16 protein-coding genes are annotated in these 19,712 nt (G+C 54.2%); 4 read left to right on the forward strand and 12 right to left on the reverse strand.

What is annotated here, in order from left to right; translation table 11 throughout:
* Positions 1-429: 429 nt before the first annotated feature.
* Together tyrS and argH are read right to left on the reverse strand one after the other, a co-directional pair.
* Positions 430-1,734: a tyrosine--tRNA ligase gene (gene tyrS, locus ACLHIJ_RS03730; protein ID WP_411298499.1), complete on the reverse strand. Its 1,305-nt coding sequence runs from the start codon at positions 1,732-1,734 to the stop codon at positions 430-432.
* A gap of 198 nt (positions 1,735-1,932) precedes the next feature.
* Positions 1,933-3,381, reverse strand: coding sequence for an argininosuccinate lyase (argH, locus tag ACLHIJ_RS03735; RefSeq protein ID WP_411297088.1), 1,449 nt, complete (start codon positions 3,379-3,381; stop codon positions 1,933-1,935).
* 225 nt (positions 3,382-3,606) lie between these two features.
* Here argH and argF point away from each other — a divergent pair, with 225 nt between their 5' ends.
* Together argF and ACLHIJ_RS03745 are read left to right on the forward strand one after the other, a co-directional pair.
* Entirely contained in the window at positions 3,607-4,629 is a 1,023-nt protein-coding gene (argF, locus tag ACLHIJ_RS03740) for an ornithine carbamoyltransferase (protein ID WP_411297087.1), read from the forward strand.
* Between the two features lie 5 nt (positions 4,630-4,634).
* Positions 4,635-5,873 carry an MFS transporter gene (locus ACLHIJ_RS03745; protein ID WP_411297086.1) on the forward strand — a complete coding sequence of 413 codons (1,239 nt, stop codon included), beginning with the start codon at positions 4,635-4,637 and terminating at the stop codon, positions 5,871-5,873.
* On the opposite strand, the gene ACLHIJ_RS03750 is transcribed toward ACLHIJ_RS03745, so the two are convergent.
* From ACLHIJ_RS03750 to pheS, 9 genes are all read right to left on the reverse strand, one after another.
* Positions 5,845-6,582, reverse strand: a complete 738-nt coding sequence (locus ACLHIJ_RS03750) for a nitroreductase family protein (protein WP_411298500.1) — start codon at positions 6,580-6,582, stop codon at positions 5,845-5,847. The two genes, ACLHIJ_RS03745 and ACLHIJ_RS03750, sit on opposite strands and share 29 nt — an antisense overlap.
* Positions 6,583-6,584: 2 nt before the next feature.
* A complete protein-coding gene (locus ACLHIJ_RS03755) occupies positions 6,585-7,820 on the reverse strand; it encodes an argininosuccinate synthase (protein ID WP_411297084.1) in 1,236 nt (411 codons plus the stop codon).
* Entirely contained in the window at positions 7,813-8,346 is a 534-nt protein-coding gene (locus ACLHIJ_RS03760) for an arginine repressor (RefSeq protein WP_411297083.1), read from the reverse strand. The genes ACLHIJ_RS03755 and ACLHIJ_RS03760 overlap by 8 nt, the downstream gene beginning before the upstream one ends.
* Complete coding sequence (locus ACLHIJ_RS03765; protein ID WP_411298501.1) at positions 8,337-9,623, reverse strand: acetylornithine transaminase; 1,287 nt, start codon at positions 9,621-9,623, stop codon at positions 8,337-8,339. The genes ACLHIJ_RS03760 and ACLHIJ_RS03765 overlap by 10 nt, the downstream gene beginning before the upstream one ends.
* Complete coding sequence (gene argB / locus ACLHIJ_RS03770; protein ID WP_411298502.1) at positions 9,620-10,630, reverse strand: acetylglutamate kinase; 1,011 nt, start codon at positions 10,628-10,630, stop codon at positions 9,620-9,622. Before argB ends, ACLHIJ_RS03765 begins: the two co-directional genes overlap by 4 nt.
* Positions 10,627-11,787, reverse strand: coding sequence for a bifunctional glutamate N-acetyltransferase/amino-acid acetyltransferase ArgJ (gene argJ / locus ACLHIJ_RS03775; RefSeq protein ID WP_411297091.1), 1,161 nt, complete (start codon positions 11,785-11,787; stop codon positions 10,627-10,629). The genes argB and argJ overlap by 4 nt, the downstream gene beginning before the upstream one ends.
* 38 nt (positions 11,788-11,825) lie before the next feature.
* Positions 11,826-12,872: an N-acetyl-gamma-glutamyl-phosphate reductase gene (gene argC, locus ACLHIJ_RS03780; protein WP_411298503.1), complete on the reverse strand. Its 1,047-nt coding sequence runs from the start codon at positions 12,870-12,872 to the stop codon at positions 11,826-11,828.
* 82 nt (positions 12,873-12,954) lie between these two features.
* On the reverse strand, positions 12,955-15,537 hold the full coding sequence (gene pheT, locus ACLHIJ_RS03785; protein ID WP_411298504.1) for a phenylalanine--tRNA ligase subunit beta: 2,583 nt from the start codon (positions 15,535-15,537) through the stop codon (positions 12,955-12,957).
* Positions 15,538-16,623 carry a phenylalanine--tRNA ligase subunit alpha gene (pheS, locus tag ACLHIJ_RS03790; RefSeq protein WP_411297078.1) on the reverse strand — a complete coding sequence of 362 codons (1,086 nt, stop codon included), beginning with the start codon at positions 16,621-16,623 and terminating at the stop codon, positions 15,538-15,540.
* 99 nt (positions 16,624-16,722) lie between these two features.
* On the opposite strand from pheS, the gene ACLHIJ_RS03795 reads away from it, so the two are divergent.
* Positions 16,723-17,565 (forward strand): PfkB family carbohydrate kinase, encoded by an 843-nt coding sequence (locus ACLHIJ_RS03795; RefSeq protein WP_411298505.1) that lies wholly within the window; start codon positions 16,723-16,725, stop codon positions 17,563-17,565.
* Positions 17,566-17,633: 68 nt separating this feature from the next.
* Positions 17,634-18,059, forward strand: coding sequence for a hypothetical protein (locus ACLHIJ_RS03800; RefSeq protein WP_411297076.1), 426 nt, complete (start codon positions 17,634-17,636; stop codon positions 18,057-18,059).
* A 488-nt stretch (positions 18,060-18,547) separates the two neighbouring features.
* Here the strand turns inward: ACLHIJ_RS03800 and ACLHIJ_RS03805 are convergent, their stop codons facing one another.
* On the reverse strand, positions 18,548-19,645 hold the full coding sequence (locus ACLHIJ_RS03805) for an NADH:flavin oxidoreductase/NADH oxidase (protein WP_411297075.1): 1,098 nt from the start codon (positions 19,643-19,645) through the stop codon (positions 18,548-18,550).
* Positions 19,646-19,712 lie beyond the last annotated feature (67 nt).

Raw genomic sequence — 19,712 nt, forward strand, 5'->3', positions numbered from 1 at the left:
CAAACCAGCTCAAAAAACCAGAAACATCTGGCACAAAAACCCAGCCAGCACCAAACAAAACATCCAGCACCAACCAGAAAACAAAAACATAAAAAACTAGCACACTATTGAGATATCAAACAACACATCTGCATCCGAAGAACTGCCCCGAGGACCGAACTCCGAAGAGACCATGGACTTTCTAGTCTAGCGTCCATATCACCGCTTGCCAACACTCACGTGTTTTGCGCGCAACTATCACCCAAGAGGTTCATCTTTGGATTTCGTCGCACCAGCGGCAACAGATAAATACTTTATGCGATTAGCTATCCAAGGTCAAACTCTGCTGCAGTGTTGCTGGTCACAGCCACTTTTTGGCTATATAGTGCGACTTTTTAGTACACCACAGTAAACCCGCAACAATGCAGCAAAGCCTTACATCCCGAAAACCTACGCCGTTACTTCCGTACCCGAAGCCTCACCTACCGCTGCGTTCCCCGATATGGTGACAACAGCGAGATTCTTGCGCCCCTTGCGCAACAAAACATAGCGATCAGCTAACACATCAGAAGGCTGCAATACCCGTTCTTCGTCCTCAACGACCACATTGTTGATGTAAACCCCGCCAGAAGCAATGGTTCGCCGTGCAGCACCGCGCCCCTTTTCCAAACCAAGAGCCACCAAGACATCCACAACCGGCATACCTAATTCGCCACAAGCCGCCGGTAACTCCGCAATCGCATCGGCCAAGGTTTGCCCATCCAGCTCCCGTGGCTCCGCTTTACCAAACAGTACCTGCGAAGCCTGCTGCACCCGCTGCGCCGCCTGCTCCCCATGAACCCACGTCGTTACGGCTGTCGCCAAAGCTCGCTGCGCCTGACGTGCATGCGGCCGCTCAATGACTTCCTGCTCTAGCTCCTCAATTTCTTCCCGAGAAAGGAATGTAAAGACCTTGAGCATAGAGATAACGTCTTCATCGGCTGTGTTCAGCCAGAACTGGTAGAACTTGTACGGGCTGAGCATCTGGGGATTAAGCCAGACTGCTCCCCCTTCCGTCTTTCCAAATTTCGTTCCATCAGATTTGGTAATCAACGGATTAGTCAAAACACTGACCGAAGCACCCTCAACCTTATGGATCAGATCCATTCCGCCAACAAGATTTCCCCACTGATCATTACCGCCGGTCTCCAAACGACAGTTATACCGACGAAACAGCTCGAGATAATCATTAGCCTGAATAATCTGATAAGAAAACTCGGTAAACGAGATGCCATCTTCGGAGGCGAGTCGCCGCGCCACAATATCCTTCGAAAGCATCGTGCCCATCCGGAAGTGACGACCCAGATCTCGCAGAAGATCAATCGCCGACAGCTCACCCGTCCAGTCCAAATTATTGACGGTACGTGCCGCATTCTCACCCGAAAAATCCAACAATCCCTCAAGCTGCTCGCGAAGCGCCTGCGTCCACTTCGCGACTTGCTCTTTGGGATTCAGGCTACGCTCTCCACTTTCACGCGGATCTCCGATAAGCCCTGTTGCTCCGCCGACTAACACCAAAGGGTGATGCCCTGCCATCTGTAAATGCCGCATAACTTTCACCGCGACCAAATGCCCATGATGGAGGGAAGGACCCGTCGGATCAAAACCGCAATAGAACGTCACTGGACCCGAATCAAGCATCTGACGTAACTGCTCAATATCCGAGTGTTGCGCGATTAGCCCACGCCACCGCAACTCTTCCAGAACATCAACCACGGTAGATCCTTTCAATATCCAACATTCCGTTGAGTAGAACGTTTCACTATGACGTTAACATCAGCCATACAATCGCCGGCATGCCGGCCACTAGATGAAATATAACAGTATCCCGCACGCCACATCCACATCCGCGAAATAGCTACAGCGCAATAGCTCGCCGTGCTGATGGCGTGAAATCCTTACAGGTTACCTCCACTACTGAGCCACAATTCGCGAATCAGTAAACTGGCGCCCCTGCCTACATTTCTCCGCCAAATATGCGCGCTGTGCTGCCACCTGTTGCGGAGCCGTGCCGCCACGGGCGCAACGAGCTCGAACGGATCCCTCCACCGTCAGCACCTCTCGGACACCGGCAGTGAGCCGCGGATCAATGGCAGCAAAATCCTCATCGGATAACTCCCACAGCTCGATACCGCGCTGTTCGCACTGCGCAACACACGCCCCAGAGATCTCATGTGCCTGGCGGAATGGCACTCCCTGACGTACTAGCCACTCGGCAATATCCGTCGCGAGAGAAAAGCCTTGCGGAGCCAGCTCAGCCAAGCGCTCATAGTTGAGCCGCATCGTCGCAATCATGCCGCTAACTGCCGGAAGCAGCACGTCTAAGGTGTCGATCTGATCGAATACTGGCTCTTTATCTTCTTGCAAATCGCGATCATAGGCCAACGGTAAGCCCTTCAACATCGCCAATAGCCCAGTTAAATCCCCAATTAAACGCCCAGCTTTACCTCGCGCTAACTCCGCAACATCCGGGTTCTTTTTCTGCGGCATGATTGACGAACCAGTGGAAAAGGCATCGTCGAGAGTGACAAAAGAAAATTCCTTCGTATTCCAGATAATAATTTCTTCACTCAACCGCGACAGGTCAATCCCAATTTGCGCAAAGACGTAGGCACATTCGGCAACTACATCCCGGGCTGCCGTCGCATCAATAGAATTCCATGCAGCCTGCGCAAAACCTAAATCTGCAGCAATTGCTTCTGGATCCATTCCTAAGGTATTACCTGCTAAAGCACCCGACCCATACGGGCTGACGGCTAATCGCCGATCTGCATCCACTAGCCGCTGGACATCACGGATTAGCGGCCAGGCATGAGCTAGCAAATGATGAGCAACTAATACTGGCTGTGCATGTTGCAAATGGGTTCTCCCCGGCATGATCGCCTCGCCTGCGCTCTGTGCCTGACCGACCAGCGCATCTACTAAATCCAGAACCTTTGCCCCGATAATTCGTAGCTGATCACGCAGGTACATGCGAATGAGCGTGGCAATCTGATCGTTGCGTGAGCGTCCAGCACGCAATTTTCCACCAAGATATGCCCCAGCGCGTTCTATGAGGCCGCGTTCGAGAGCAGTGTGTACATCCTCGTCCTGCGGATCAGGCGCAAACCTTCCACTAGCCACATCCTCATCTAATACTTCAAGCGCGTGCAACATCTGCGCAAGCTCATCTTCGCTTAGCAAACCGGCGCTATGTAAGGCACGCGCATGTGCCCGAGAACCGGCAATATCATAGCGAGCTAAACGCCAGTCAAAATGCGTAGACCGCGACAGCTCCCGCAAAGCCTCTGCTGGCGCTCCAGAAAATCGACCACCCCACAGTGCCAACGGAGCTTCACCCGATACGTTCTCCATCTTCGCCATGACGAGACACCCTTCATCGTCGCTAGTGCACACATAAACAATGGCACATATATCTTCCTGGCTATGATTGTGCCAAAGCTGAAACCCCGCTTCCAAGCTCACGGCAGAAGCCAGAGGGATACATGAGAAAAAGCACGTATCTCGCGACGTCCGCTGGCAGTAAACTTCCTCATTCATGGCACAAGATCATCCCAATACCGCAGATCAGAGGATTACGATAAAGATATGAGTAATCTGTATGGTCGATCTGTCATTAAAGAAGCTGACTTCACTACCGATGAGTGGCTTTCCCTCATTACGCTTGCCCATCAGGTCAAAACAGAGCGAATTCATGGGCGGGAACGGCCTCGTCTCACGGGAAAAGTTATCGCGCTTATTTTTGAAAAGACGTCAACCCGTACTCGAACCGCATTTGAAGTTGCCGCCTTTCACCAAGGCGCTCACGTCACCATGCTTGATCCGAGCAGCTCACAGCTTGGACACAAAGAATCTATTGCTGACACTGCCCAGGTTCTAAGCCGTTTTTATGATGCTATTGAATACCGTGGCGGTGTTCACCGCGAATTAGAAACCCTCGCCGCATACGCCCACGTGCCGGTATATAACGGGCTGACGAATGATTGGCATCCTACGCAAATGCTGGCTGATGCGTTAACGATCCGCGAACATCTCACCTCAGATTTCACCAAGGTTACTCATGCATATATCGGCGACGCACGGTTCAATACTGGCCGTTCCATTCTCGTCTCTAGCGCTATGCTCGGCATGGACGTGCGAATCATTGCCCCTGAGGCATATCAGCCTGATCTGACCGCTCAAAAAATTGCCGCGGATTTCGCCGAACACACCGGCGCTCGAATCACAATAACTGACGATATAAACGCAGTACGCGGCGCTGACGTCATCTCCACCGACGTCTGGTTATCAATGGGTGAATCTCATAGCGCATGGGCAGAACGTATCGAGGCGCTTAGCCCCTATCAGGTCAATGCCAGCCTCATGGCTCGCACCGATAATCCGCGAACCATTTTCATGCACTGTCTACCGGCGTTCCATGACCTCAACACCTCGGTAGGACGCACCATCCACGCCGCCACTGGGCGGAGCGAGCTTGAAGTTACTGACGAGGTATTCTCTTCGCCAGCGTCAGTCGTTTTTGACCAAGCCGAAAACCGCTTGCACACTATCAAAGCAATTCTTATTGCCACGTTATGCGATGACCTAAATATCGACGCTAGCGAGGTTTAAGCCCTATGCCATCCCCGTCTAGTAACCGCAATCCACTGATACGCCTGATTTTGCCGATCTATGCCCCAGCGCTCATTTTCGCTATTGGCAATGGCACAATCATGCCGGTTCTTACCCTGGCTGCCCTCAGCGTCGGCTTCGATAAATCTGGGTCATCAGCCGTAATGGGTCTGCTTGGGTTTGCTGGTATCGCGATGTCTCCCCCAATCGGACGAATCATCGCCCATATCGGGGATCGAGCCGCCCTTATCTGCGGGTCAGTTATCTCGCTGGCCTCACTCAGTGGGTTTTTGTGGAGTCTGCACTACCACAGCCATCCGGCTACTCGAACCGTATTTGTGGTCGCAACGATTCTTCTTGCACTGGGAGCTAATACGTGGTCGCTCGCACGGCAAGCCTATGTTGCCGAAGCTGTGCCGGTGCACTGGCGGGCACGCGGCCTATCAACGTTAGGTGGCATGACCCGTATTGGAGTATTAGTTGGCCCGTTACTTGCCACTGGCTTATTGGCTATATGGGCCCTAGATTCCATTTTTATCGTCAATATCGTGCTCGTCGTCCTGGCTGCCCTCCTCGTTATCGGATATGTGCTCCCCGAGCCGACCGCCACGCTCCACACGCCCAGCGAAAACCACACCGAGGGAGAAATTCACCGCTCCCGATTATCGACAGCTATTCTCGGCGTCGCCCTGAACTGTTTGACGGTTCTGCGGGCAAATCGCACTGTCATAGTGCCGCTATGGGGAACAGCCCAAGGGTATGAACCACATTTTATTACTGGCACATTTGCCGTCACCGCACTGGTAGACACAATCATGTTTGTCGTCTCTGGCGCAGTTATGGACCGACGTGGACGCCACTGGGCGCTCATACCGTCCTTTATCTTCATGCCAATAGGAATCATCGTGATGTTGTGCTGGAACACCCCGATTGGTTTCGTGGTTGGCGCCGCTATCTTAGGATTCGGTAACGGTTTTGGCGCAGGTATCGTCATGACGGTAGGTGCAGATCTATGCCCGCCGGAACATCGCGCTGAATTCCTCGGGCTGTGGCAAGCCATCGTCGCTATCGGGGCAGCCTGTGGTCCCTTTATTATCTCTGGCCTCACACGCCTGTTCACCTTAAGTGTCGGCCTGTGGGCGACGGTAGGGATCGGAATCTTTGGGCTGATCTGGACCATCGTTTTCCTCGAATCTGCCTACCGCCGCCTTGGAGTTAACCTGCGAGGTCAAAGCCTTGACTGATGGCCGCTGCTATCGTGCGATTAGCCTGCAGCGGCGAAGCAATCCTATGCACGACCTGTTGCGTGAAGGGATCAGACGGGCTACCTGAATCTCGCAGATCATAGTAGGTGCGCATGCGTTCGTCATAGTCTGCCAAAGCTGCAACCCAGGACTGCGGCTGACGGTACTCGTCAACCATCATCCGCAAAGAAGCGTCCATTCGCGGCTTGCATTGCGGATCTTGCGCCGGATAGCCGAAAGTCAACCCCACCACTGGGAACGTCAGTTTCGGCATACCCAGCAACCTGACCACAGCCAAAGGATCGTTTTGAACGTTACCGAGGTAATTCGTTCCCAATCCAAGCTCTTCTGCAGCATTGACCACGTTCTGAGCCATCAAGCAGGCATCCGTGAAGCCTTCGACGAACACATCCGCTCGACACGCAGCCTGCGGATCGCCACCACATTCCTGCAAAATGCCGGCACTGCGATGCGCGTCAACAATGAACAAGAAATACTCCGGAGCGCGTGCCACGTATTCTTGCTTACCTATCCGAGCTAGTTCCTGGCGTTTATGCATATCTCGCACTCGGATAATGCCTGCATGTTGCAACCCACGTGAACTAGCTGTTCGCATCGCTACTTTTCCAAGTAGCTCAACAACCTCCTCGGAAACGGGCTGATCCCTAAACTCTCGAATAGTGCGATGCCCGAGTTGATCTTCAATCATCGCTACGACAACTTCAGTTTCGGCATCGCTTCGCCCTTTCCAAAGGTGACGTCGCGAGCAGCGGCGAGTTTCGTCGTCAGTCCGGTTAACTCGATGAAACCTTTCGCGTGAGACTGATCGAAGGAATCGCCAGCGTCATAGGTCGCAAGGTTGAAATCATACAAAGAGGTCTGTGACCGCCGACCCGTCACCGTCGCCCGCCCACCATGCAAAGTCATGCGAATATCTCCGGAAACATACTGCTGGGTATCTCGAATAAAGGCATCTAAGGAACGCTTCAGCGGCGAGAACCACTGCCCCTCATATACCAGCTCCGTCCAACGCAGCCCCACACGCTCCTTAAAGCGCGCCTGCTCCCGATCCAGCGTGACCCGCTCTAGCTCTCGATGCGCAGTCATCAAGGCCATCGCACCCGGGGCTTCATAAATTTCTCGGGATTTAATACCCACCATGCGGTCTTCTACGATGTCGATTCGGCCGATACCTTGTGCTCCAGCCCGACGGTTCATCTCCTGGATTGCCTGCAACGGAGTTACCGTTACGCCATCAATCGCCACCGGAATTCCCTCGTCAAAGGTCACGATAACCTCATCGGGCATCGGGCCATACATGGGATCGTCGGTATAGGTGTAGACATCTTTCGTTGGAGCGTTCCACAAATCCTCAAGGTATCCCGTTTCTACAGCGCGCCCCCAAACGTTCTGATCGATCGAGAACGGATTTGCTTTCGTCGTTTCAATTGGAAGATTGTGCTTATTGGCGTAGTCAATGGCGAATTCACGGGTCAATGCCAGATCACGCACTGGCGATAAACACGTCAGATCCGGGGCAAGCGAGGTGATACCTACCTCGAAACGCACTTGGTCGTTACCTTTTCCGGTGCAGCCGTGTGCAACAACGCTGGCGTCGAATTCGCGTGCTGCCGTCACCAGATGCTTGACGATCAGTGGCCGAGATAGGGCGCTAACCAGCGGGTATGCGTCCATATATAAACCGTTAGCTTGCAGATCCAACATGCAATAATCACGAGCAAATTCTTCACGCGCGTCTGCGACATAGGCTTCAACAGCACCGCAATCGAGGGCCCGCTGGCGAATAACGTCCAGATCTTCTCCCCCTTGGCCGACATCCACCGCAACCGTGACGACCTCTGCGCCCGTTTGCTCCCCAATCCATCCAATCGCTACCGAGGTATCTAATCCTCCGGAATATGCCAGTACTACCCGCTCTTTACTCATTGACGTCCTCCGTCGTTACTCGTTGTGCTTTCTTCTGTGTCGTCATAGTTATTAATTCATTGGTCAGCTCGGTGGCACGTTCTGCGCTATGCACAATGACGAGCACTGTGTCATCCCCAGCAATGCACCCTAATACCCCATCAAATCGAGCATTATCCAGGGCTGAAGCGAGAAGCTGTGCCGCCCCTGGCGGAGTGCGCAAAACGATCTGGTTGGCTGCGCACTGTGCTGAAACAAGCACCTCTCGTGCCCATCGGGAAAATCCCGTTTCGCCGGCGTTTTCTACTGCCATCTCGCCAGCACTGGCCCCGATGCGATAGATCCGTCGGCCAGACGTCGTCACAATCTTTTGGGCATGGAGCTGCTCCAAATCACGTGACAGCGTTGCCTGCGTAACCTCAAATCCGCAATCGCGCAACATCGTGCGCAAAGCATCTTGGGAAGAAACGGCCTGCGAGGCGACGATCTGCCGGATTTTGTCCTGGCGTGCTGCCCGCGTGGCTAATTGCGGCGTCTCTAGCTGCATATATGTGATACCTCCAATAATGTATCCAGGAACGGCATGAGTTCTTCCCTGGTAATAATCAGTGGTGGCGCCAACCGCAACGTGGTGGCATTGGCAGCATTGACGATAAAACCACGCTCCAGTAACGCCCGCTGATAGCTCGGCGCATCTGGCACGTCAATCCCGATCAATAACCCAGCACCACGCACCGGAAAACCACGTAGTGATAGCTCCTGCATTAACCACGTGCCGTTATCCGCAACTCGCCGCAAAAGCGGTCTGATCTCGCTGATAACCGTTTGTGCCACCGCAGCGGCCAACGGGTTTCCTCCGAAGGTTGAGCCATGCATACCCGGCGTTATGAGCTGTGCTGCCCGACCAATTCCAATTGCTGCACCAATCGGGAAACCGCCGCCTAATCCTTTAGCCAGGGTAATAATATCTGCCTGTACGACGTCACTATGAGCGTACCAACGCCCAGTTCGCCCCATCCCTGTTTGCACCTCGTCAACGATCAACAAGGCGTTATGGGCATCGGCAAGCCGACGAGCACAGGTAAGTAGCTGCGGATCAAGCGGGTAAACGCCTGCTTCCCCTTGTATCGGTTCGAGAATGATTGCCGCCGTGGAATCGTCGCACAGTGCCGATAACGCCTCAACTTGCGGCGCAGCAAAACGCACATTACTGAGTAGCGGGGCAAAGGGCTGACGAATCTGGGGTTTGTACGTCACCGATAGGGAACCGAGCGTACGCCCATGAAAGCTGCCTTCCAATGCCACAATATTTCCACCGGCTTTGTGCAGCATGGCCATCTTAAGGGCGGCTTCATTGGCTTCTGTTCCAGAATTACACAGGAAAATCCGTGCCCGTGCCCCGTCGTATCCTTCAGCTGTAAGTGTTTCCTGTAGGGCATGTGCCACCTGAATTTGTGCCGGAGTGGCAAAATAATTCGAGGTGTGCATGAGCCGCTGGGCTTGTTCACTAACTGTTTGCACAATTGCCGAATGCGCATATCCCAGAGCATTGACGGCAATTCCCGCCAACAGATCACAGTATCGACGCCCCTGCTCATCCCACACGAACACCCCTGAGCCGTGCGTCAAGACCCGCTGCGGCGTGCCAAAAGCATCCATAAGCGCATTCCGATACGCGCCCAAACTATCTGCGCTATCACCTGCTTTGTGATTAGGAGACTCATCGAAACAGGGGCTATTTGGCACGGAATACCCCGATGTGTTATCCATTGCGGCTATTCGAGCTTTACCCACATCTGAATGCTCGCGCGCTACCCCGCTCATGCGCGTTTCTCCGGCTGCGCTGAGCTTTCTTCGCTGCCGTCGCTACCGCCAACACCTGCAGTAGCCGCAGCGGTTGCGGGCTGCTTATTATCAGCATGTTCTACCGCGACGTTATGCGTCACTTGGGTACCAATGCCCGCGTCGGTAAAGATCTCCAACAACATGGAATGGGATAAACGACCGTCAATAATATGTGCTTTCGGCACACCGCCATCAACTGCTGCTAAGGCCGCCATCATCTTTGGTTTCATGCCCGCATCCAAATGAGGAATCAATGTGCGAAGCTCATCGGGATGGATCTCTGAGATTAACGTATCCGTATCCGGCCATGACCGATATAGGCCTTCAACGTCTGTCAATATCACCAGTTTATGAGCGCCAAGCGCCACGGCTAAAGCCCCCGCCACGCTGTCAGCATTCACATTGAGAACGTCTTCGGGCGCATCGGCATTCAAAGCAATAGAGGAAATGACGGGAATGCGGCGGACCGCTAATAAGTGCTCAATTGCAGCGGTGTTGACCTGGGCAATATCTCCCACATAACCAATATCTACTGGCTCCCCGGCTATCGTGGCATAGTGTTTATGCGCGGTGAGCAGCCCCGCGTCTTCTCCAGAAATACCGACGGCATGCGAGCCATCGAGATTGAGCAGAGTCACCAATTCGCGCTGTACTTGCCCAGTGAGGACCATGCGCACAATATCCATAGTGGCTCTATCGGTAACGCGCAGACCTCCACGAAATTGCGGTTCAATACCCAGTTGACGCAACATTTCGTTAATGTGCGGGCCACCGCCATGCACGACGATAGGCTGCAGCCCAACATAATGTAAAAACATCACGTCTTTGGCGAAGGCTCTCTTGAGCTCTTCACTCGTCATCGCGTTCCCACCGTATTTAATGACGATTCGAGAACCGGAAAACTCTCGAATCCACGGCAGCGCTTCAATCAGCGTCGCGGCTTTTTCTTGTGCGCCATCTAGGCGTTGGATCAGGGAATTATTCATGAGGAATACGCTGAGTTCTCTTCGACGTAGGCATGGGTGAGATCATTGGTCCACAACTGCCCGCAATGTTCTCCGGCGTGTAAATCAATGACGATTTCGACGTCGCGTTGGGACGCCAGGTCCACCAGATCGCGCGGGGCATGGGCAGCGCCGTTACGGCATACCTGCACGCCGTTAAACCAGACGTCAAGGCGTTGCGGATCAAAGGGAGCAACATCTTCAGGGACGGTTCCCACCTGGGAAATGACCCTCCCCCAATTCGGATCATTACCGAATATAGCGGCTTTGACGAGATTCGATCGGGAAACCGCCCGAGCTACCGCCTGAGCAGCACTGCGGCTAGAAGCGGAATTAACCTGAATGTGAATATCGTGGGAGGCACCTTCAGCATCGGCAATGAGTTGCCGAGCAAGTGACTGGCACACTGCCGTCAGTTCATCAATAAATTCTGCTGCGGATCCAGGGGCTTTTCCGGAGGCACCTGAGGACATCAGGATGACTGTGTCATTTGTTGACATTGCCCCGTCAGAATCAATGCAGTTGAAAGATTGTGCGACTGCGGCAGATAGCGCACGCCGAGCTAACGGCCTATCAATAACCGCATCAGTAGTGATGACGCACAACATGGTGGCCAGTGCCGGGGCCAACATTCCAGCGCCTTTAGCCATGCCACCGATCGTATATGCTCCCGTCACACCTGCTTGTTTTGGGCGGGTATCGGTGGTCATAATTGCGCGGGCTGCCGCCTGACCGCCAGTTGGCGATAGGGAGCACATGGCCTGCTGCACGCCAGATAACACTCGTGGCATGGGAAGATATTCCCCGATCATCCCCGTTGAACACACACCGATCTGAGCTACCGGACACTCTAAAAGATCAGCCACGCACTGTGCCGTACTCTGCGTATCTCGATAGCCTCGCTCCCCAGTTGCCGCATTTGCGCCTCCCGAGTTGAGGACGACAGCACGCAATTCATCATGCGCGCAATCTTTCATCCACTGCACGGGTGCGGCGTACACCCTATTTGAGGTTAATACGCAGGATGAAATACGCTGCGGACCGTCATTGACGATTACCGCCAGATCCAGGGCTCCGGAGGTTTTAATCCCTGCAGCTATGCCGGCAGCTCGAAAACCACGCGCCGCCGTGACCCCAATTCCCATATCAATATGGCGATTCTGCTGTGAAAACACCATTATGGCGCCACCCCTACTGTACTTAGCCCCGTCGTTTCCGCATATCCCAATGCGAGATTCATTGACTGGATTGCTGCCCCGGCAGTGCCTTTAACAAGGTTGTCGATTGCACATATCGCAGTGATACGCCGACCATCGCGATCTAGCTCAGCATGAATATATGCAGTATTTGATCCACGAACCATTGCCGTCGTCGGCCAGGAATCACTCCAATGCCAAAATGGTTCTTCAGCCAAAGCAGCGCGATACACCTGGAGCACCGAAGCTGCCGTCGTCATTTTTGCCAGCGGAATGGAAACAGTGGCAAGAATCCCGCGGGACATCGGGGCCAATATCGGAGTCATAGATAACATTGGGTCTAACGCCCCAGCAATACGGAAATTTTGCTGGATTTCCGGGATATGCCGATGCGCACCAGCGACGGAATACGGCCTGGCACATTCTGCCGCCTCAGCAGCTAATAAGTGCGGTTTTGGAGTTTTCCCCGCGCCGGAGTATCCGACGCACAGTGCCGCAACAACATCATTGCCTACCGCTATACCCGAGGAAATCGCTGGTAGAGCGGCGAGGGTAATAGCCGTTGCATTACAGCCGGGAGCCGCAATCCGGCGAGCTTGCCCCAATAGCTCGCGTTGACTTGGCCCCTCGCTCCGAATCAGCTCTGGCATACCGTAAACCCACGGTTCGGCGGCCGGCCCGTCATAATAGGCAGCCCAATCAGCTGGATCAATGAGACGATGATCTGCGCCGAGATCAATGAGGAGCACATCTGGGTTAATGCGTTCAATATCTCGGGCTAGCTGCGCCGAAGCCCCATGCGGCAACCCCAAAAACACCACATCATGCTGAGCAAGACGCTCAGCATCCAGCGGATATAGCGGCATATCTGCAAGCGGCAAAAGATGCGGTTGATACTCCCCGAGCGTCCCAGTTGATGTGTGTGCACACACTGTAGCAAGACGAACCTGCGGGTGAGATAACAGGAGACGGGCAACTTCACCGCCGGCATAGCCGGTAGCGCCCGCAATAGCAGCCAGGTAAGTCATATGCATAACTATACACTTGGCTGTATTGAATTAATAGAGCGCTACACAGTGAAGACAGCCACGCCTGCCTGGAATCTCCTATCTAGCCTCGTAACTGTGCATCACATTCGCGAGCTACACCCTGAATAATATGCTCACGTATGCGCGTTGTATCAGCCGGAGTCAAAGTCTGCTCACCACGCAACCGCACCGCGAAAGCCAATGACTTCTTACCCGCAGGGATCTGATCGCCGGTGTAGACGTCAAATAGTCGCACCTGCTCAACCACATCGCCTCCAGCCCGCTCAATGGCTTCACGCACCCGAGCTGCAGGTAACGTCTCATCCACCACAAAAGCCATATCTTCTTTCGCTGCCGGACTCGTCCGAACCGGAACAATACGACGAGGCTCACCCGAACGCGCCGCAACCAATGCGTCTGCATCACATTCAAAAGCAATCGAACGCGACGGCAGCTCCCAGGCACTACACACCCGCGGTTCCAGCTCACCGGCATAGCCAACTGCACTATCGCCCACAAACAATTGCGCACACCGCCCAGGGTGGAACGGCGAGTAACTCGCCTGCTTAGCAGAGACCTCCACCCCAATTGTGCGACCGATAGCGACAACAGCCTCAATCGCGTCGCGCCAATCCCAAAGCTGCCTCGGCATTCCCGCTACTGGCTGGCTCACCTCAGGAACAGCTACACCAGCAACATGGTACGGCTGACGTGGCAGAGCACTAGCAATATTCGCCAGTTCATGCGCAGCGGGGCGTGCACCCGCAGACGGAATCTCCGCCTGCACAACATCACCAGGGCGAGTCACCGCACCAGCCTCAAAAATCGCCACCTCAGGATTACCCCGAGCCACATTCATTCGAGCCGTAGCCAGTAACGAATCCAAGATAGAGGTACGCAGATAGGGAGCATCTTCTTGTAATGGATTCGCCAAGCGCATCGCCCGTCGGCGCGGATCATCCTCCGCAATCTGCTGGGCATCAAAGGCTGCAGAGGCGATAAAGGGATAACTCAACACCTCAACCCAGCCAGATTCGGCCAAGGTTCGCCCCATATCCCGCCGATCACGCTGACGCTGTGTTAACCCTGAACCGGCTGGTGCAGGAGGCAAAACCGCGTCAATCTCGTCATACCCCACCAGACGAGCAATCTCCTCTACTAAGTGCGCCCCACCTACCAAATCAGTTCGCCAACTCGGCGGCGTAACGCGCCGTTCAGTATCAGATACCGCCTCAACCTCGCAGCCGATTTCGCTCAGAATCTCGTCAATGCGTTGTGCAGACAGCTCCAAACCAGTCAGCCGCGCCACCTCAGTGATCGCGAAATCCACAGGCTGGGCCGAGGTCACCTCATTAAATTCGAAATTTGCCTCATCAGCAACGCCGCCGCCATATTCAACAAGCAAATCCACAACACGTTGGGCAGCCACCGGAGCGATCATGGGGTCAACCCCGCGCTCAAACCGCTTTGACGCTTCCGACGGCAATTTATGCCGACGTGCCATACGCGCAACCGACACCGCATCAAAGTGCGCTGCCTCCACCAAGATATTAACCGTGCTCTCACTAATCTCGGTTGCCGCCCCGCCCATCGTCCCAGCTAAGCCCACAGCCCGAGCGCCATGCCCACCAAAACTATCGGCAATCACCAGATCCTGCGGATGGAGCTCACGATCAACGCCATCAAGCGTAACCAAACGTTCACCCGACTGCGCCCGCCGCACCACAATCGGCGCAACTACCGTATCGAGATCATAAGCATGTAGCGGCTGGCCAAGATCAAGCATGACGTAATTCGTTGCGTCAACCGCCAAAGAAATCGGACGCATACCCGCCGCGCTCAAACGCTCCTGCATCCAGCGTGGCGAGGCGACATGCGGATCAACCCCACGGACGATCCGAGTGACAAAACGATCACACCCGATATTCCCATGAATCGGCTGCTCATCGCAGACCTCGATCGGAAAACCCGTATTCGTTACCGGCGGCAACGGCATACTCAGAGAATCTGGCAGACCCCGATCAGTGAATTGCGCTCCGGTGGAATGGGCATATTCACGTGCCACGCCCCGCATCGAGAAACAGTAGCCTCGATCTGGGGTGACATTGATTTCCAGAACCTCACCCGTCAACCCGAGATAGCCTAGGACGTCTTCACCAACCGCCGGAATCCCCTCAGCCTGCGCCTCGTCTTCGTCATGTGCCAAGACGATAATCCCAGAATGATCCTCCCCCAGGCCAAGCTCTCGTCGCGAACAGATCATGCCATCAGAGATGTGCCCATAGGTTTTCCGAGAAGCAATCGCAAAGCCACCAGGAAGCACCGCACCCGGCAAAGAAACAACCACATAATCACCCACCACGAAATTATGCGCCCCACAAATAATTCCGCGAGAAGGTAGCTCTGAGGGCTCTTTCCCTTCTCCAGGCGCATCGTTATGAGCACCGACGTCAACGCGGCAATAGTTGATAAGTTTGCCGTTTGATTGTTCTTTTTTGTCTAAAGTCAGCACCCGCCCAACGACAATAGGGCCAGTAACATCGGGCCGGTGAATCGCTTCTTCTTCCAGGCCAACTTTCACCAAATCCGCTGCCAAGGTTTGCGCAGTCAACTCCGGATCAACGGCAACGTGTTCTGCGAGCCAATCAAGTGGAATGCGTGGCATTTAGTTACCCTTTCCCGTCGGACCAAACTGTGTAGAGAAACGAACATCGCCTTCAACGAGATCTCGAATATCGGCAATCTGGTTGCGCAGCATGAGAGTTCGTTCGATTCCCATACCGAAAGCAAAACCTGTGTATTCCTGAGGATCAATACCAGCGTTGCGCAGCACCTCTGGGTTCACCATTCCGCACCCGCCCCATTCGATCCAGCCTGGTCCGTCTTTCTTCTGCGGAAACCACAAATCCAACTCCGCACTCGGTTCGGTAAAGGGGAAGAACGACGGACGCAGCCGAGCCTTAGCTTGCGGGCCAAACATCTGCTTGGCGAAATGATCGAGAGTCCCTTTCAAATGTGCCATCGTTAACCCGCGATCAACAGCTAATCCCTCAATTTGATGGAACACTGGCGTATGCGTGGCATCTAAGGCATCGGTACGAAAAACCTTGCCTGGGCACACAATATAGATGGGCACTCCACGCTCACACATCACTCGAGATTGAACCGGCGAGGTATGCGTGCGCAACACAAGCGATTGGGTGGTGGCAATATCGCGTGGCTCATGTGAACCGACGTGTTCCACTGAACTGACGTAGAAAGTATCTTGCATCTGGCGTGCCGGATGATCTGGCCCGAAGTTCAAAGCATCAAAGTTAAACCACTCATGTTCTAGCTCTGGCCCATCAGCGACTTCCCAGCCCATAGACGTGAAAATATCGCAGATATCTTCCATTAGCACCGGCAAGGGGTGGCGGGCGCCAAGTGGATAACGCCGAGTTGGAGTGGTGACGTCAACCGTTTCTTCCCGCAGTACTCTCGCCTGATCGGCAGCCTCAAGGCGCTCAGTTGCTTCAGCTAAGGCGCTCTGAATTGCCTGGCGCGCTGCCCCCATAAGTTTTCCGGCTGTCGGGCGATCGGCTTTATCTAAGGATTTTATTTGCATATTGGCAGCCGTAATAGGAGCGTTATCCCCGCTGTGGGCTAATCGGGCTGCTTTCAATTCTGCCAATGACCCGGCCGCAGCAAATGCCGCCTGCGCGGCAGCGACGGCCTGAGCAATACCGGCCTCATCAAGTGGACTGAGACTCATGATTCCCTTTCTTCAGGTATTCCGCGCTCTAGTGTAGTCCGATTGCACGCTTTCGGCGATGCTGGACCACTATTCAACCCACTTCGTACACTGGTACACATGTGCGTTCTTATGTGTGGATTAACGACGATTGATATTTCACATTATGGCTCGCGCCCGCCACGGCCAAATGAGAAAGTAGCAGCCCGCTCAAGCGCGGTTGACGTCGGCGGGCCAGCCGCAAATGCGGCTCGTGTTGCCGCGTGTCTTGGCGTTCCCACCCGCCTAGCGACGTGCTTGGGCGATGGAGTATTGGCTGATCTTGCTCGCAATATCCTTACCCAATATCACGTACACGTCCTCGACATACCAGGGGATGATCCGCTGCCAATATCCAGTATTTTTGTTGATGATAGCGGTCAACGAACCGTTTCGTCTGCGAACAATGCTGGTCGCACCATCGCCCCGATTGACGATGAACAACTCGATATGTGGCTAACAGATGTCAGCGCTGTGTGCGTTGACGCTCACCTACTCGATATTCAGGTTCCGCTGGCTCGCCAGGCACAGCGCCGTGGTATCCCCGTCGTTTTTGATGGAGGTTCCGACAAGCCAGGCACCTCGCGCCTGCTACCGTATATCTCCCACGCTATTGTTTCGGCCGATTTCAGCTTCTCTCACCTCAATCCCGCCGATTATGCTCTGGCAGCACAGTCTCACGGCGATGGTCCGATACAGGCATATTATGCAGGGCAGCTCACTGAGATCTCTGTTCCTCGCGTGAGCGTGCGCGATACCTTAGGAGCAGGTGACGTATTGCATGGTGCTTTCACTGCTTTACTTCCCCGCCACGATGCTTTAACAGCGCTGCGCCAGGCAGCCAGTTATGCAAGCGAATCAACGACCCTGCTAGGATTACCCTCCTGGTTACACACGCTCAGAGCGAAGCATAATAAAGATTGACAGCCATGTTCGGCTCTTAGCCGATACAATAGCTATTACACAGACTGCATACAAAAGAAAGGTCTTCCATGACGGATAACACGACACATAACGAGTTCTCCGAGCAACCGGCAGAATCCTCAGGTTTCATTACCAAGCTGGTCGGTGTCGCGAAGAGCGCGCTATCGACCGCCAAGGAGAAGATCACTTCGGAAGAAACTCAAGAGAAGCTGGCGGCTGCAAAAGAAAAGGCTGGCGAGTTCGCGCACGAAGCCTGCCAAAAGGCAGAAGAAGTCGCCCAGACGGTCAAGCATAAGGTCGAAGAGGTTGCCCAGGACGCCAAGCAGCAGATCCAAGGCAAAGGCAAGGTTGAATCCGCTGTTGAGGATGCCGGTCAAGCCATCAAGCAGGGTGCAGAAAAGGGCGAGCTCAAAGCAGAACATGTCGGCGAAGATCTGCGTGAGGGCGCAGAGAAAGTTGGCGAAAAGATCAAGGATGCCCTTGACGGGGAATAGTAACAACTAACCCACTGGAATATTCCGCGCCGTGCGGTCAGTGGTAGGTCTAAATACAGATAGTGGTGGTGTCTCGCTGGTAGCGGGGCACCACCACTACGTTAGGGGCTGTAATATTTGACCACTATATAAGCGAATCCTCACGCCCTGAGATGGTATCGCCGCCAGATGTTAGCTAGGTAGTATCGCCAGGTGTTATGCGTTGAACGCTCAGCACTGCTATTGCTGCCGTCAGGCATGAACTCTTCTGCTGTTCTGCTCTTTGCCTTAAAATCCGAAAATCTGAACTACGACGAGATTTTGCCCTGAAAAATCATGCCGTACTCGACGATAAGCAACACGCATTAAACATATGGCCTTTTAGTTCGCGCGTCAGTACACTCTCTTTCGCACCTGCAAGGCGTGGATGACCTTCCCCGCGAGCTATCAGTTTCACGCAAAATTCCCGGCTCCCACCTTGATTAGTAGGGACGCTTCTCGGGTGTATCTCAGCGTTCAGGCACACCTCGCACATATTGATTCGGCCATTGCATAGGAGTATCAATCTCTCGCGCCCAGTGCCGTGCAATATACGGATCATGCAAAGCTACTCGACCTACATAGACGACATCCGCTTCCTCATCAAGCACAATAACTCGGGCTTGCTGAGCGTTCGCAATAAGCCCAGCAACCCCAACGAGGGCACCCGTCTCTTCACGAATACGACGGGCAAAAGGAACCTGATACCCCGGACCCGTTGGAATCTTCACCGGAACATTACCGCCCGTAGAGATACTCCAAAAATCTACCTCCGGCATAGAGCCAACCAGCTCAATCGAATCCGTTACTCGCCAACCGTACCCGCCCTCGCGATTTTCAAAGAGCTCCGCTAGCCAATCCGTTGCTGATAGCCGGACAATAATCGGCATATCCCCTACCGCGGCACGTACCGCAGAAACAATCTCGCGCAGGATAAGGCTACGCCCCGCCGCATCGCCGCCCCAGCGGTCCGTTCGATGATTAGAAATGGGTGAAAGGAACTGATGAATGAGATACCCATGCGCAGCGTGAATCTCAACCGCCTCGAATCCAGCTTGCTGCGCAAGCCGTGCCGCAGCGGCAAACTGCCCAATAATCTCTAAAATTTCTGCGTCATCCAACACCCTGGGGGTAGGTAACGTCTCGTCAAAGGGTACGTCACTGGGCCCAACAACCGACCAGCCGCCTGCGCTGTGCGGCACATAACCTCCACCTTGCCAAGGCGGAGGAGTTGAGGCTTTACGCCCGGCATGCTGAAGCTGGATTGCCGGAACTGCCCCATGCGCACGAATCGCTTGTGCTAAGCGTGTAAAGGCAGGAAGAGCCTCGGGGCGATCCAGCAAGAGACAGTTTGGCGAGATACGACCCTCCGGGCACACTGCCGTTGCCTCTACCGTCACTACACCAAAGCCCCCGACTGCTCGCGAGGCGTAATGCTGCACATGCCACTCATTCGGTAACCCACGCTGCAATCCGCTGCTTTGCGCCGAATACTGGCACATCGGAGGCAACCATAAGCGGTTACGCACCGTCAGCCCGCGTAGCTCAATAGGATCAAAAAGATCCATCTCCTGCCTCCTTGATTTAGGTTAAGCGATAACCGCGGAACATCGAGCTTTCCGCGGTTATCGCTTA

It is taken from the genome of Trueperella sp. LYQ141 (genome assembly GCF_046599555.1).
Taxonomy (GTDB): domain Bacteria; phylum Actinomycetota; class Actinomycetes; order Actinomycetales; family Actinomycetaceae; genus Trueperella.